At 58.5% G+C, this 15346-nt stretch carries 13 protein-coding genes; 8 read left to right on the forward strand and 5 right to left on the reverse strand.

Features of this window, described 5'->3' with window-relative positions; genetic code table 11:
* Positions 1 to 112: 112 nt before the first annotated feature.
* On the reverse strand, positions 113 to 829 hold the full coding sequence (gene rph / locus ACESMK_RS03735) for a ribonuclease PH (protein ID WP_372995372.1): 717 nt from the start codon (positions 827 to 829) through the stop codon (positions 113 to 115).
* A gap of 169 nt (positions 830 to 998) precedes the next feature.
* On the opposite strand from rph, the gene ACESMK_RS03740 reads away from it, so the two are divergent.
* Positions 999 to 1865, forward strand: coding sequence for a YicC/YloC family endoribonuclease (locus ACESMK_RS03740; RefSeq protein ID WP_372995374.1), 867 nt, complete (start codon positions 999 to 1001; stop codon positions 1863 to 1865).
* A 20-nt stretch (positions 1866 to 1885) separates the two neighbouring features.
* On the opposite strand, the gene ACESMK_RS03745 is transcribed toward ACESMK_RS03740, so the two are convergent.
* The gene (locus ACESMK_RS03745) at positions 1886 to 2710 is read right to left on the reverse strand and encodes an RluA family pseudouridine synthase (RefSeq protein ID WP_372995376.1); all 825 of its coding nucleotides are present in this window, start codon (positions 2708 to 2710) and stop codon (positions 1886 to 1888) included.
* 150 nt (positions 2711 to 2860) lie between these two features.
* Between ACESMK_RS03745 and gmk the strand changes: the two genes are divergently transcribed.
* The 4 genes from gmk to ACESMK_RS03765 all read left to right on the forward strand — a co-directional run bounded on the left by gmk (position 2861) and on the right by ACESMK_RS03765 (position 6573).
* Entirely contained in the window at positions 2861 to 3493 is a 633-nt protein-coding gene (gmk, locus tag ACESMK_RS03750; protein WP_372995378.1) for a guanylate kinase, read from the forward strand.
* An 86-nt stretch (positions 3494 to 3579) separates the two neighbouring features.
* Positions 3580 to 3792, forward strand: a complete 213-nt coding sequence (gene rpoZ, locus ACESMK_RS03755; protein WP_008169593.1) for a DNA-directed RNA polymerase subunit omega — start codon at positions 3580 to 3582, stop codon at positions 3790 to 3792.
* Between the two features lie 174 nt (positions 3793 to 3966).
* Positions 3967 to 6108, forward strand: coding sequence for a RelA/SpoT family protein (locus tag ACESMK_RS03760; RefSeq protein WP_372995381.1), 2142 nt, complete (start codon positions 3967 to 3969; stop codon positions 6106 to 6108).
* Positions 6109 to 6186: 78 nt separating this feature from the next.
* Positions 6187 to 6573 carry a RidA family protein gene (locus ACESMK_RS03765; RefSeq protein WP_008169589.1) on the forward strand — a complete coding sequence of 129 codons (387 nt, stop codon included), beginning with the start codon at positions 6187 to 6189 and terminating at the stop codon, positions 6571 to 6573.
* Between the two features lie 64 nt (positions 6574 to 6637).
* Here ACESMK_RS03765 and ACESMK_RS03770 read toward each other — a convergent pair whose 3' ends face one another.
* Complete coding sequence (locus ACESMK_RS03770) at positions 6638 to 7504, reverse strand: NAD-dependent epimerase/dehydratase family protein (RefSeq protein ID WP_372995383.1); 867 nt, start codon at positions 7502 to 7504, stop codon at positions 6638 to 6640.
* A 76-nt stretch (positions 7505 to 7580) separates the two neighbouring features.
* Between ACESMK_RS03770 and ACESMK_RS03775 the strand changes: the two genes are divergently transcribed.
* The 3 genes from ACESMK_RS03775 (at position 7581) to ACESMK_RS03785 (ending at position 12140) form a co-directional block, all read left to right on the forward strand.
* Positions 7581 to 8540, forward strand: a complete 960-nt coding sequence (locus ACESMK_RS03775) for a hydrogen peroxide-inducible genes activator (protein ID WP_372995385.1) — start codon at positions 7581 to 7583, stop codon at positions 8538 to 8540.
* Between the two features lie 8 nt (positions 8541 to 8548).
* Positions 8549 to 10624 carry an ATP-dependent DNA helicase RecG gene (gene recG / locus ACESMK_RS03780; RefSeq protein WP_372995387.1) on the forward strand — a complete coding sequence of 692 codons (2076 nt, stop codon included), beginning with the start codon at positions 8549 to 8551 and terminating at the stop codon, positions 10622 to 10624.
* A 151-nt stretch (positions 10625 to 10775) separates the two neighbouring features.
* Positions 10776 to 12140 carry an aminoacyl-tRNA deacylase and HDOD domain-containing protein gene (locus ACESMK_RS03785; RefSeq protein WP_372995389.1) on the forward strand — a complete coding sequence of 455 codons (1365 nt, stop codon included), beginning with the start codon at positions 10776 to 10778 and terminating at the stop codon, positions 12138 to 12140.
* A 326-nt stretch (positions 12141 to 12466) separates the two neighbouring features.
* On the opposite strand, the gene ACESMK_RS03790 is transcribed toward ACESMK_RS03785, so the two are convergent.
* Both ACESMK_RS03790 and ACESMK_RS03795 read right to left on the reverse strand, forming a co-directional pair.
* Positions 12467 to 12937: a DUF2489 domain-containing protein gene (locus ACESMK_RS03790; protein ID WP_372995391.1), complete on the reverse strand. Its 471-nt coding sequence runs from the start codon at positions 12935 to 12937 to the stop codon at positions 12467 to 12469.
* A gap of 18 nt (positions 12938 to 12955) precedes the next feature.
* Positions 12956 to 15250: a molybdopterin-dependent oxidoreductase gene (locus ACESMK_RS03795; protein ID WP_372995393.1), complete on the reverse strand. Its 2295-nt coding sequence runs from the start codon at positions 15248 to 15250 to the stop codon at positions 12956 to 12958.
* Positions 15251 to 15346 lie beyond the last annotated feature (96 nt).

Genomic DNA, 15346 nt, shown 5'->3' on the forward strand with positions numbered 1-15346 from the left:
CTTGTGAGGTTTTTCGAACAGTAGCCGTAGGTCGGATTAGGCGTAAGCCGTAATCCGACACTGTGCACCGGCAAGGCCTCTCCCTCCGGGCACGCGGGCGCCAGACTGAAATTCAGCCATCCAGCGCCGCCTTCTGAATCTCAAACAACTGCTCAATACCCTGTTTGGCCAGCGTCAGCATGCTGTCCAGTTCTGCCTGAACAAAGGGCGCACCTTCCGCCGTTCCCTGGATTTCAATGAAGCCACCCTGGTCGGTCATGATCACGTTCATGTCGGTTTCGGCTTCGGAATCTTCCGGGTAGTCCAGATCCACCACCGGTGTCCCCTTGTAAACGCCCACTGACAGAGCGGCAACCATCTGTTTGAGGGGGGATTTCTTCAGGCGTTTCTCGGCGACCAGGTGGTTCAGGGCATCCACCAGAGCCACACAGCCACCGGTAATGGCAGCGGTGCGGGTGCCGCCATCGGCCTGGATGACGTCGCAATCGATGGTGATGGAGTGTTCCCCGAGCGCTGTCAGATCAACAGCCGCGCGCAGGGAGCGGCCGATCAGGCGTTGGATTTCGACAGTGCGGCCGCCCTGTTTGCCGCGGGCGGCTTCCCGGCCCATGCGGCTGCCAGTGGAGCGGGGCAGCATGCCGTATTCGGCGGTGATCCAGCCTTTGCCTTCGCCTCTCAGAAACGGAGGAACCTTGTTTTCGACGGAGGCGGTGCAGATAACTTTGGTGTCCCCGAATTCCACCAGTACGGAGCCTTCGGCATGGCGAGTATAGTTTCGGGTAATTCGAACATCTCTCGGTTGCTCGGGCGTTCTGCCGCTTGGACGCATAGTGTTTCCTGAAGTCAGTATTGAATGTCCGGGCACGTGTCCCGGTCGAACGTTTGTCGAAAAGGGCGGTCAGTATAACACGTTGGGGTTGGGCTTTTGTCTGGTTCGCCGTGGGTGTCAAGAGCCTGTTAGACTCAGAAGTTGATCACCAACCACGAGCGGAGCCGACATGATCCGAAGTATGACCGCATTTGCCCGGAAGGACGTCCAGGGAGACTGGGGTACGCTGACCTGTGAGATCCGGACCGTGAATCATCGGTACCTGGAACCTTCGTTCCGACTGCCGGAGGCTTTTCGGGAACTTGAGAACCGGTTCCGGGAGGAGCTGCGAAAGCAGCTGAAGCGGGGCAAGGTGGATGTGTCCATGCGATTGCAGTCTGCCGATAAGGCGACCCAGAGCTTCGAAATCAGTGAAGAAATGGCTCAGGCGGTTAATGAAGCGGCCAATCACATCAACCGAATGCTGGATAACCCCGCCCACATCAATGCACTGGATATTCTTCGCTGGCCTGGCGTGTTGTCGGTGCCAGAGCAGGATTACGGCCCTGCCAAGGACGCTGCCGTCAGTCTGTTCGAGCAGACCGTGGCCGAGCTTGCATCGGTGCGGGAGCGCGAAGGCGAGCGGCTGCGGCCGCTGTTCGAGGATCGCCTGAAAACCATGAGCGATCTCGTTGCCGACGTACGAGAGCGCATGCCGGAATTGCTCGAGGCCCAGGAGAAGACGCTTCGGGAAAGGTTCGAGAAAGCAAAGGTAGAGCTGGATTCCGAGCGGGTGGCCCAGGAGATGGTCATGCTGGCCCAGAAAAGCGATGTGGCCGAGGAGCTGGACCGGCTGGATGCCCATGTCGGCGAGGTGACCGATACCCTGAAAAGTGGGGATGCCATTGGCCGGCGGTTGGACTTTCTGATGCAGGAGTTGAATCGTGAGGCCAATACCCTCAGTAGTAAAAGCATTGATGCCGGCGTCACCCGCATTGCGGTGGATCTGAAGGTGCTGATCGAGCAGATGCGGGAGCAGGTGCAGAATCTGGAATAACAGGCGCCCGGCCCCGCTGCTCAGTTCCGAATCAGACTGTTCAGTTCCGCTGGCAGTTCGAACACCACCGTTCGTTTGCTCACAGGGCAATCGAATTCGAGGTAACAGGCCACTAACTGCAGGGGCACTCCGGCGGCCCGGCCATACAGACGATCACCGATGATTGGGTGCCCCAGGCCCGCGAGATGCCGGCGGATCTGGTGCTTTCGCCCGGTTTCGATGCTCACCTGCACCAGGGAGGTTCGCTCGGCTTCATCGGTCTCCAGTGTGGAGACCCGACTGTTGGCGGGTTTGCCTTCAACTGGCGCATCAACCAACTGCTCGCTAGCGTCTATCAGACCGGTGACCCGGGCCAGGTAGCGTTTGGTCATGACACGGGCCGAGAAGCACTGGGAAAGAACGCCGGCCGCTTTCGGGTCGTGGGCAATCAGCATCAGCCCGGCGGCGTCAGCGTCGAGCCGATGCACCAGATAGCAGGGCCGCTCAAGCCGGACTTCCGCCAGGCGAAGCAGGCTGCAATGGTCCCCCCACTGCGACCCCTGGGCCAGCAGTCCGTGAGGTTTGAACCAGACCGTATAGCGCCCCAGGTCTTCCAGAAGAGCCGGCTCTTCCGGTTTTCTCGCCAATACCTTCTCATCGTAGTAAAGCTGCAGCCGGATGCCCGGCTTCAGCTCCTTGGTAGCACGGCGCAGTCGAAGGCGCTTGCCCTTGTGAGTCCACCAGCAGGCACCTTTCGCCATGGCATCCTTGATTTTCTGGCGGGAGAGCAGTTCGGGCGACGCCTCGCCCAGGGCGTCGATGGCTTTGCCGGGTTGCGTCAGGGTGATATCGATGGTGGTTCGCATGGGATCTTGCAGTCAATGAAAAACAGGAATAGCCAAATGGTATCAGCTGACACCGTTCCGGGGTGCGGTGTTTTTTCAAAGTCCGTATAATTTCGTGCTTTAACGGTCCGGATATGTGGCCGTCTCGTCCAGGTTTGGAGTTCTCGGGTTATGGGTCAGGCAGTTGAACACGGCACTCTGTACGTTATTTCCGCGCCATCCGGTGCTGGCAAGACCAGCCTTGTGGCGGAAATGCTCCGCAATGACGAGAAGCTCGGTGTTTCCGTCTCCCATACCACGCGCGCCATGCGGGAGGGTGAGCAGGACGGGGTGAACTACCATTTTGTCAGTCGGGACGAGTTTGAGGCGATGATCGCTCGAGGCGATTTTCTGGAGCATGCTGATGTCTTCGGCAACTACTATGGCACCTCTCAGGTCTGGGTGCGCGAAACGCTGGCAAAGGGGCAGGATGTCATCCTTGAAATCGACTGGCAGGGTGCCGAACAGGTGCGCCGACTGATTCCCGAGTGTGTCAGCATTTTCATTGTGCCACCGTCGCCCGAGGTGTTGCGCGAGCGACTGGTGGGTCGCGGTACCGATGCACCCGAGGTGGTGGAGCGTCGTCTGGCAGAAGCCGAAGAAGAGTGCCGGCATGCGGTGGAGTTCGATTTCCTGGTGGTGAATGACGACTTTGGTGCTGCCCTGGGCGACCTGCTCGCCATTGTCCGGGCCCAGCGCCTGCGGATGGAAGTGCAGCAACCAAGACACCGGATGCTGTTGGCGGGATTGTCAGGGCCGCGCTGATACGGGGTTTTCCTGTATACAAATTGAACCGGCCACAGTAAACTGTGCGGTCTGCTGAATCAGTCATTTTATTTGTCGGGGAAGTTATGGCACGAGTTACCGTTGAAGATTGTCTGGAAAACGTTGATAACCGCTTCCAGCTGGTAATGCTGGCTACCAAGCGTGCCCGTCAGCTCGCTACCAAGGGTGCCGAGCCGATGGTGGCTGAAGAAAACGATAAGCCGACGGTGATTGCCCTGCGCGAAATCGCCGAAGGCAAGATTACTCGTGATCTCCTCAAGGAAGAAGACGACGAGTAAGTCACTTGCGGTGATCGGGTCTATAAGTACCTGTCCGCAAGTGAGAAGCATTGAAATCTGTCCCCGCGGTTTTATAGTGTAGCTATAGAGCGTTGCTGGAAGGACTATGGAAGGACCCGGATGCGTGCATTCGGGTTTTTTTGTCCCTGAATTTCATGAAGTCGTGGAGGCGCGGTGTCGGCAGAGGCTACGGTTGAAGGGCTGGCGAAGGAGCTCAGTTCCTATCTGGATACCAATCGCATCAATCAGGTGCGACGGGCCTACTATTATGCCGAGCAGGCTCATGAGGGCCAGATGCGCAAGAGCGGCGACCGTTACATCACCCACCCCCTGGCCGTCGCCCACATTCTTGCTGACCTCAGGCTGGATCACCAGAGCCTCATGGCAGCGATGCTCCACGACGTGATTGAAGATACCGGCATCCCCAAGGATGCTCTGGCGGAACAGTTCGGGGATGATGTGGCGGAACTGGTGGATGGCGTCAGCAAGCTGACCCAGATTGAATTCCGTTCCCGGGCTGAGGCCCAGGCTGAAAACTTCCAGAAGATGACCCTGGCAATGGCCCGGGACATCCGGGTGATTCTGGTGAAGCTGGCGGATCGCCTGCACAACATGCGCACCCTCGGCCCCATGCCCTATGAAAAGCGCCAGCGTATCGCCACCGAGACCCTCGACATCTACGCGCCGATCGCGAATCGCCTGGGTATGCACTCCATCTGTACCGAGCTTGAGGACCTGGGGTTCAGCTCCCTGTACCCGATGCGCTCCAAGTACATTTCCAAGGCGGTGGACAAGCTCCGTGGCAGCCACCGGGAAATCATCGAAGATATCCGCGGCAAGCTGCAGGAGAAGCTGGAAGAGCGTGGCTTGCCGGGGCGGATCCTGGGGCGGGAGAAGCACCTGAACAGCATCTACAACAAGATGAAGTTCAAGCAGAAATCCTTCCATGAAATCATGGATGTCTATGCCTTCCGGATCATCACGGACACGGAAGATGACTGCTATCGAATCCTTGGCGCCGTGCACAGTCTTTACAAGCCGCTGCCGGGGCGGTTCAAGGACTACATCGCCATGCCCAAGGCCAATGGCTACCAGTCGATCCATACCACCCTGTTTGGCATGCATGTGAACATTGAGATCCAGATCCGCACCGAGGAAATGGAGCACATTGCCAACAACGGGATTGCGGCCCACTGGATGTACAAGAACGAGCCCAGCAGCGTGACCAGCGTGAATCAGGCAAGGGTAGACCGCTGGGTGAAAGGATTGATGGAAATGAGGGAGCGGGCCGATGACTCCATGGAGTTCATTGAGCATGTGAAGGTGGACCTGTTCCCGGACGAAATCTACGTATTCACGCCCAAGGGGCGCATCATGGAACTGCCGAGCGGGGCAACGCCCGTGGACTTTGCCTATGCTATCCACACCGATATTGGTAACGCGACCGTCGCCTGTCGCATCAACCGCAATCTCGGTTCATTGAGCCAGCCCCTGCAGAGTGGCCAGACGGTGGAAATCATAACCGCGCCCGGCGCCCGGCCTAACCCGGCGTGGCTCAGTTTTGTGGTGACCGGCAAGGCGCGCAGCAGTATCCGCCATGTTCTGAAGAGCCAGAAGCGCGCCGAGTCGCTGGAGCTGGGTCGGACTCTCCTGAAAAAGTCGCTGAAAGGTTTTGGTGCCAAGCTGTCGGAAATCAGTGATGCCCAGAAACAGGCCGTGGTGAATCACAATCAGGTCAACAGTTTTGACGATCTGATCAGCGATATCGGTCTGGGTAACAGGATGGCCTATCTGGTCGCCCGTCAGCTTGCCAGCGGCTCGGAGGATGCAGAAGCCAGCGAGGTACCCCGTGATATTGAGGGTGGCAACCATAGCCCGGTGACCATTCGTGGCACTGAGGGCCTACTGGTGCGGTTTGCCAGCTGTTGCAAGCCGATTCCGGGCGATCCGGTAGTAGGTGTTATGGATTCCGGCAAAGGCATGGTGATTCACTCGGATACCTGCTCGCGACTGCCCGAGGATGACGAGGGTCGGGCCCGTCTGACCCATCTCAAGTGGGCAAAGGACATTACTGATGAGTTTTCAGTGGAGCTGCGGGTTGAGCTGGAGCGCCAGCGTGGTGTGATTGCGGAGATGGCCAACGCAGTGGCCATGACAGACGGCAACATCGAACGTATCAATGTGGAGGAGCAGAATGCCCGCTTCGGCATTGTCAGTCTTGTGGTCCATGTGAATGGTCGTCGGCATCTGGCTCGGGTCATGCGACGAATTCGCAACATCCGGGCGGTTACCCACATCAGTCGCGTGCGGCACTGAACCCGACCAAAGCCCGGTTGACAGGCGCGCTGCGCAAAAGCGACGATTGGCGTTTTGGAAGAGAGGAAACCAAGGGTCATGACCAACAAATCCGTAATTCAGACCGAGAATGCGCCGCAGGCGATTGGTACATACTCCCAGGCGGTTAAGGCCGGAGACACCGTGTATCTGTCCGGGCAGATTCCCCTGGTACCGGAAACCATGGAAGTGGTGGCTGGCGATTTTTCTGCCAAGACCCGTCAGGTATTCGATAACCTGAAGGCCGTCTGCGAGGCCGCCGGTGGCGAGCTGAAGGATATTGTGAAGCTGAACATCTACATGACCGATCTGGCGAATTTCGCCACGGTCAACGAGATCATGGCCACCTATTTCCAGGAACCCTATCCGGCCCGCGCAGCCGTGGGTGTTGCGGCGCTGCCCAAGGGCGTACCCATTGAAATGGAAGCGGTTATGGTGCTCAGCTAAGACCTGAAGGCACCAGAATCGATAAAAGGCGGCCCTGGCCGCCTTTTTTAATGACGCAGGGCGATCAGCGCTGGTCAATCATGGCGCGGTAGCCGGCCCGGAAATCCGGATAGCGGAACCGGAACCCGGTGCTTAGCAGTCTCTGGTTGCTGCAGCGTTTACTACCGGCCCGTCCGCCTTTTCGGGCATCCGGCTGCGGCTCGGCACAGGGTGTTTGCTGTCGGACCCAGTCCACCACCTCATCAAGCCTCACGGGTTCGCAATCGCTGGCCAGGTAGCAGGTTTCCAGTGTTGTTCCCGAAAGTGCCAGTTTCACCAGATGAGCTGCGGCGTCTGCCGCATCCTCTTCGTGAATGCGGTTGCTGAACGGTGCCGGTTTCGCCGGATTCATGCGTCCTTCCTGTACCTCTTCAAGAAAACGCCGCCGTGAAGGTCCGTAAATGCCGCTGTATCGGATGATCGTGGCCGGAAGCCCACTGTCCAGAGCTGTCTGCTCGCCCGCCAGGATCAGTTCGCCGCTGAATCGCGCAGGTTCAGTCGGACTGGTTTCATCCACCCAGCTGTCGTCATCCTGTGAATACACACTGCTGCTGCTTACGAAGAACAGATGTTTCAGTGATTGATCACCGAGAGCGGTCAGCAAGTTTGCCAGGCCCGTCACGTAGGCGTCCCGATAACCCTGCTCATCGTAGCTGGAGGGCGTTAGGCAATAGAGGACGATGTCGAGTCCCTCCGGTAACTTACCGGTGAGTGTTTCCGGCCGGGTCAGGTCGGCCCCGATGCCCTCAACGACGTCGGGAACACGGTCGGGATTCCGGCGCAGGCCAAACACGGTAGCCGAAGATGTCAGTTGGCTGGCAATGGCGCCCCCGAGTTTGCCGCAACCGGCGACCAGGATTCGGGGCGCCTTGGTGCTTTCAGTGATTGCCATAGACAATTTCAATCCTTATGCTTTACCTCATAAATTCGTGAAACTTCGACCCGCATTTCTCTGACCGGAGCTCACCATGACTCTCACCGAGTTACGATACGTCGTTACGCTGGCCCGCGAAAGGCATTTTGGCCGGGCTGCAGAACGTTGCCATGTCAGCCAGCCAACGCTCAGCGTTGCTGTAAAAAAGCTGGAAGACGAGCTCGGTATTCCACTTTTCGAGCGAAGCAAAAGCAGCATCCGTGTCACCGAAACCGGGCTGCGAATTATCGAACAGGCCCAGCGGGTGCTTGATCAGGTTGGCCTGATCAAGGACATGGCACAGGATGGCAAAAATCAGCTCAATTCACCCCTGAAAGTGGGTGCCATCTACACCATCGGCCCCTACCTGTTCCCGCACCTGTTGCCGGAACTCAGGCGGGCGGCGCCGGAAATGCCCCTGTACATCGAAGAGAATTACACAGCGAACCTGCGGCAGAAACTCCGGCAGTCCGATCTGGATGCCATCATTATTGCCCTGCCGTTCGAGGAGCCGGAAGTGGTCACCCTGCCACTCTACGACGAGCCTTTTGTGGTCCTGCTTCCTGCCGGGCACCCACTGGCGAGCAAGGAGCAGTTGACCGCCGACGAGCTGGCCAAGGAACAATTGCTGTTACTTGGTCCGGGCCACTGCTTCAGGGATCAGGTACTGGAGTCCTGCCCGCCCCTCGTAGAGGCAGTGACGCACCGGGCCAACAACGGTTCGCCGGCACTGGTCACCGAAGGCAGTTCCCTCGAAACCATCCGCCATATGGTGGCTTCCGGCCTCGGAATAACCGTTTTACCGCTCTCGGCCGCCACGGCCATGCAATACCATGAAGATATCCTGGCCGTCCGGCCGTTTGCGCCGCCGGTGCCTTTCCGGACGGTGGCGCTGGCCTGGCGGGTCACTTTCCCGCGGCCCAAGGCTATTGATGTCCTGTCTCTGGCGGCAAGCCAGTGCCGGGTCATTGAGAAGGCGAAAACGGATACACCGGTTGTGGCCGAAAGCGCCTGAGCCTGCCTATGACGTCACTGGATGACATACCGGTCACCCAGCTCAAGGGCGTAGGAAACGCCCTGGCGGAGAAACTCGCCAAGCTGGGCATTACCTCCCTGCAGGATCTGCTGTTCCATCTACCCCATCGATACGAGGACAGAACCCGGGTTATACCCATGGGAAGTCTTCGCATTGGCGACGTGGCAGTGGTGGAAGGGGAGGTGATGAAAGCCGATCTCGTGATGGGGCGCAGGCGCAGTCTGCAGGTTACCCTGCGGGATAGCAGCGGCTTTCTGGTGATGCGTTTCTTCCATTTTAACGCCGCCCAGAAAAACCAGTTGAGCGAAGGTGCCAGGGTTCGCTGCTTTGGCGAAGTTCGCCCGGGCCGAGCCGGGTATGAGTTTTACCATCCGGAATACCAGGTGAATCCGCCGCCCATGCCGGCAGAAGGCGACGCAACCCTGACGCCAGTTTATCCGTTAACGGAAGGGATTCAACAGCCCCGGGTACGCTCGCTCTGCCAGCAGGCTCTGGCCTATCTCCAGCGGTTTCCGATTCGTGACTGGCTACCCGACAATCTGTTGTCCGAATACCAGCTGCCGGGAATCACTGACGCCGTCCAGCTGGTGCATTCTCCTCCTGCCAACGCCCCGGTAAACCTGCTGATGGAAGGGCGCCACCCGGCGCAACAACGGCTGGTGATGGAGGAGCTACTGGCGCACCAGCTGAGTTTGCTTCAGGTCCGCGAGCAGATTCAGGCCCGTGAAGCGCTCCCGCTCCTGCCCACGGGGGATTTGCCCGAGCGTTTCCTGGATTCCCTGCCGTTTGCGCTCACCGGTGCCCAGCGTCATGTGCTGTCCGACATCCGTCAGGATCTGAGCCAGCCGCTGCCGATGCTTCGGCTGGTCCAGGGGGACGTTGGCTCTGGCAAGACGGTCGTGGCGGCACTGGCGGCTTTGCAGGCCATTGGCGCTGGCGCTCAGGTAGCCCTGATGGCACCCACCGAAATTCTTGCCGAGCAGCACTTTCAGAATTTCCGGGCATGGCTGGAGCCCCTTGGTATCCGCCTCGCGTGGCTATCCGGAAAGGTAAAGGGCAAGGCCCGGGCTGAGGCGTTGGAAGCGGTCCACTCCGGTGACGCCGGAGTAGTGATTGGCACCCATGCGCTGTTTCAGGAGGATGTCGAGTTTCACCGCCTGGCCCTGGTCATTGTGGACGAGCAGCATCGATTTGGTGTTCACCAGAGGCTGGCTTTGCGGGAAAAGGGCGTCGGTGGGTCGCTGGCGCCGCATCAGTTGATCATGACGGCAACACCGATTCCCCGTACGCTCGCCATGAGTGCCTATGCCGACCTCGATACCTCGATTATTGACGAGCTCCCCCCGGGAAGGAAGCCAATTGAAACCATCGTGATTCCCGACAGCCGAAGGGAAGATGTGATCGAGCGGGTTCGTGGGGCTTGTCGGGAAGGTCGACAGGCCTACTGGGTCTGTACATTGATTGAGGAATCCGAGGCCTTGCAGTGTCAGGCAGCAGAGGTTACCGCCCAGGAGCTGGCCGAGCGCCTGCCGGACCTGAAGGTGGGGCTGGTGCACGGCCGGCTGAAGGCACAGGAAAAGGCAGCCGTCATGGAGCAGTTCAAAGTGGGCGAGCTGGATCTGCTGGTGGCGACCACGGTGATTGAGGTCGGGGTGGATGTACCCAATGCATCGCTGATCATCATTGAAAACCCGGAACGCCTTGGGTTGGCCCAGTTGCACCAGCTTCGTGGGCGGGTTGGCCGGGGAGAACAGGCCAGTTTTTGTGTCCTGATGTACCACCCGCCCTTGTCCACGAATGGCAAGGCGCGTTTGCAGGCGCTCAGGGATAGTCAGGATGGCTTCTTTATCGCCGAGAAAGACCTGGAGATCCGGGGGCCCGGGGAAGTGTTAGGTACCCGCCAAACCGGTATGATGCAGTTCCGCCTGGCGGACTTTGAGCGCGACAAGGGCTGGATCGAGCCGGTGAGGGAAATGGCGCCGGACCTGATGGCCCATCCGGATATTGTCCGGGCTCTGGTCCGCCGCTGGCTTGGGGACAGAACGCGCTATGGTGACGTATGAAGACGTCTATTCTTTCATCCAGAGCGTATGATCCCGGTCTGTAAATAGAGTTCGGTCAACGTCAGGGTAATCTCTTTGCCCTATACTGAGTAAAAGGTCTTTTTCGAGCTCGGATTAACCGACGGAAATCAGCAACATTCGGGAGAAATTTATGGAATTACCTGTCGCAGTTCAGCAGGCTCTGGGCGATTCCGCGGCTGGTGTGTCCCTACGGGATGCCGGCCAGGCGAGCCAGAAAGAACTGCTGCGCATGGTTTTGCTCAGCGACGGGCAGGGCAACCTCCAGGTAATATGCCGCCGGGACGATCTGATTGATCTGGAACAGCTGAACAAACAGCTTGGCCGCGACTTGCGGCTGATGAAGCGCCGTGAACAGGTGCGGGTTCGGGAACGGGCCGGGCTAAAGGCGCTTCCGGCATTGCCGTCGTTGACAGGCTGGCCGACGGTTGTTGACGAACGCGTGGATGACCTGCCTGCCGTGGCCCTGGAGCTGGGCGAACAGAACCTGGCAATGGTTATGCCTGCAGAAGATTTCAAGGGTCTGACTGCCAAAGCCGACCGTCGCTCCTTCGCGGTCGCCCCGGAATCCGTCGCGGTCAACCTTGATGACCACGGCAAGGATCGGGACCAGTTTCATTCCGCCATCAAGAAGTTCACAGGCCTGAGAATACAGCAGCGCCTGGAAGACACGCTGGAACTGCCCCCGCTACCGGAGACTGCCCAGCGGATTATCCATCTGAGGGTCAACCCCAACGCGGTCATGGGTGATCTGGTGGATATTGTTGAGAGCGACCCAAGCCTTGCTGCGCAGGTGGTTAGTTGGGCATCCTCATCGTTCTATGCCGCTGCCGGCCAGGTTAAGTCGGTACACGATGCCGTCTCCCGGGTGCTCGGGTTTGATCTGGTGATGAACCTGGCGATGGGGCTTTCCCTTGGGCGGGCGCTCAAACAGCCCCAGGATCACCCGGACGGGTATGTTGATTACTGGCAGCAGGCTATCTGGCAGGCACAGTCGGCGGGCATTCTGGCCAGCATGATGCCCAGGGGTGAGCGTCCGGTGTTCGGTCTTGCCTATCTTTCGGGTCTGCTTCATAACTTCGGTCACCTGGTTCTGGCGCAGGTGTTTCCGCCGCATTTCAAGCTGGTTTGCCGCTCGCTGGAGGTCAATCCGGAGATCGACTCCTCGGTCACGGAGCATTATCTTCTGGGAATTACCCGTGAACAGATTGCTGCACAGTTGATGGAGAACTGGGGCATGCCGGATGAGGTAAATCTGGCCATCCGTTACCAGAAGAATGCGGCGTACGACGGCAGTCATAGTGTTTACGCCCGTTTGCTCTGGCTGGGTCGTCAGCTGTTGACCGCCAGGGGCGTTGCTCTCGGTGCAGGAGAAGAGGTCAGCCAGGCATTCTACGACGAGCTGGGCTTGAACCGGGAGCAGGTTGAGGAACAGTTCGACGAGCTGGTTAACAGCAAGGACAGTGTCATGGCCATGGCCGGCATGATGAGCCAGTAGCAGGCGGCCTCGCCAATTCCCCTCAAAAAAAGCCGGCCCCGAGGCCGGCAAGCTCACCCGCTTTATTGCAGAGTCGTCCAAACTTATCAGGAGAAAACAACGTTAGGTGGCACTTTCCGCAGATGATAAGTGCCTCCCTGTTTTCAATTTAGACCCTGGTAGGGAAAAGAAAAGTCAATAGTTGTTGCCGGAAAGGAATGAGCGGCCTGTCAGTTTTTTATGGCAGTGGAAGCTGTTGATTTATTGAGCTAAATTCTGTTTTATTTCGTATTTTTAGTTACAAAGTGTTACAAAAATAAGGTCTGACCAGTTACCGTAAACCCGGATCAGCGATCATTGGTCGAAAACGAATGGTGCCGGATGGCCGTTGCCGCCCGACGAATGGCATCGGCGTGTTTCTGTTCGACATCAAACCGCTCCTTGTCCATTTTCTCCACAAACTTTGTTTCGGTTGCCTGCCGGGCGCGGTGGGTGGGCATGTGCTGCAACTGGTCATGCACCTCCTGGAACACCCGGAAAGGTGACTGCCCGAGCAACTCCGGTGCCAGATGGTCCAGCAGGCCCTTGAGTCTCAGGCAGGCTTCCGAGTATTCGATCTGATCCTCTTCAACGGCCATCGCAATGACATGAACGCTGCGGATCATGTCTTTTCTGCGGTTTGCCTGGAACTCTTCGGCCTTGGCCTGCCGCTTGCGATTGTCCGAGAGCAGTTTTAGCTGGCGGCGGATGAACACGGCCAACAGAACGATGGCGGCCAGGCCGGCGATGATCAGACTCCATTGCAGCCACTGGGGCATGGTTGGCTCCTTTTTGAATCAGGCCCGTTTACGTTGGCGTTCTGGACGCCAGACTTTGACTGTAACGGACTGTCCATTCAATACGGAAGTGCCAGAGAGCGGATCAATATCACCGTCGCTGAGCACATCGTTGATGCTGGCTCCGGCGTGCGCTGCCGCAACTGACTGGCCGGTACCATCGCGGTCGTGTCCCCAGCCATGGGGAATCGATACGACGCCGGGCATGACATCCTCGGTAATTTCTACCGGCAACACGATCTGCCGGGATTCCTGCTTTATTTCGGCGAAGTCGGCGGCTTGTAGCCCGAGGCGGCTGGCATCCCGCGGGTGAATCATCAGGGTGCAGCGATCCTTGCCTTTAACCAGTCGCTGGCTGTTGTGCATCCAGGAGTTATTGCTGCGGACATGACGTCTGCCAATCAACTGCAGAGAATGGTCAGTCGGCGCTGCCAGTGCATCATGAAGCCTTCCCAGATCGTCCAGGTATCGCCTGGGGGCAAGGTTGATTCTGCCGTCGCGGGTAAACAGCCGGTCGGGCAGGGAGGGCTGGAGTGGCCCGAGATCCACGCCACTGGGATGGTCCTTCAGAGCGTTCAGGGAAAGCCCTTTGGGTAGTCCCTGCCATCGGCGGTTCAGTGGGCTGAGCTTCGCCAGTCCACGAAGCGGATGCCGCTTGGGTAGAACGTCCAGAACCAGATCAACCGCCGGCTGCATCAGCCCACGTGCACGCCCGGCATCCGCGCCATAGGGGCCGGAGCGTAGCAGCAGATCGAGAATCGGATCTGGCCCAATCTGCTTGAAAGCACGCCAGCCCAGTTCTGACCGCAACGGCAGCCTTCCTCGCTTCTTGAGCCTTTCCAGGCGATGGGCCAGTTCCAGCAGGATCTGCCAGTCATGGCGGGTATCCGGGCCGGCATCAAACAGTGCCTCGCTGTACTTGGCGACATTTCGCACCGCAAACATGCTGAAAATCAGGTCATAGTGGCTGCGTTCCAGAGCAGCGGTTGGCGGCAGAATGATATCGGCATGACGGGTGGTCTCATTGAGGTAGTAGTCCACCGAGACCATGAAATCGAGCCCGCCCAGTGCTTCTTCGAGACGTCGCCCGTTGGGGCTGGAAAGAACCGGGTTGCCGGCAACGGTAACGAAGGCCCGGATTTGTCCCTCGCCCGGTGTCAGCATTTCATCGGCCATTGTGCTTGCCGGGTATTCCCCGGCAAACTCCGGCAGCCCCTTCACACGGCTGTAGCGCTTGCCGAAGTGTCCTTTCTGGCCAGACAGGGCGCCCAGCTCCACCAGATCAATGGCCGGTTGGGAAAACAGGACGCCGCCGGGCAGGTCCAGTTTGCCGGTCAGGATGTTCAGGCAATAAGCCAGCCAGGTCGCAACCCCACCGAAACTCTGGGTGCTGGTGCCCATCCGAGTGTACAGTGCTGCCTTGCGGGTTGTGGCCAGCTGCCGGGCCAGTGCACGGATATCGTCTGCCTCAATGCCGGTGTGTTCGCTGACAGCGTCCGGTGTGAAGGCGAGGGCGGCCAGGCGGAGCAGGTCTGTGTCTTTCACCAACCTTTCCGCTGGGCCGGGGTCCACCAGACGTTCCTCAAATAACGTGTGCACCATGGCCATCAGCAACAGGGCATCGCTACCCGGGCGGATAAAGTGGAATTCGTCTGCCAGTTTTGCGGTTTCAGTCTGGCGTGGGTCTACCACAACCATTCGGCCGCCTCGCTGTTTCAGGGCTTTCAGGCGCCCGCGAAAATCCGGAACGGTCATCAGGCTGCCATTGGATGCCATGGGATTGGCACCAATGCAGATAAACAGATCCGTGTGATCGATATCCGGAATAGGAAACAGAACCTGGTGCCCGAACATTTCCAGGCTGGCCAGCATGTGAGGCAGTTGATCGTTGGATGTTGCTGAAAACCGATTCTGGGTCCCGATAGCCCGCAGCAGCGGCATGGTGGCAACCAGGGAGCCATGGTTGTGGACGTTCGGATTGCCCAGGTAAACGCCGATGCTGTTTCGGCCATGATCCTGCCGGGTCTGGTGGAGCTTGTCTGCCACCAGATCAAAGGCCTGATCCCAGTCGATCTCCTGCCAGCCGGTCTCGGTTTTCCGAAGGGGCTTCCTCAAACGATCCGGGTCCTCGTGAAGATCTTGCAGCGCAACCGCCTTCGGGCAGATATGCCCTCGACTCAGCGGATCATTCTCATCACCCTTGATGGATGCAATCTGGCCGCCCTTCATCTCGATCGCGACACCGCACATGGCCTCGCAAAGGTGACAGGTACGATAGTGGGTGCCGTTTTCCATGAACGCTCTCTCCTGAGAAATGGTTGCCTGGCTACTGAGGTTTCATTGTGCAACCAGATTAGCAGTAAATGGTGGGGAGGGGGAAATAACCATCGG

It is taken from the genome of Marinobacter sp. (genome assembly GCF_041687235.1).
Classification (GTDB): domain Bacteria; phylum Pseudomonadota; class Gammaproteobacteria; order Pseudomonadales; family Oleiphilaceae; genus Marinobacter.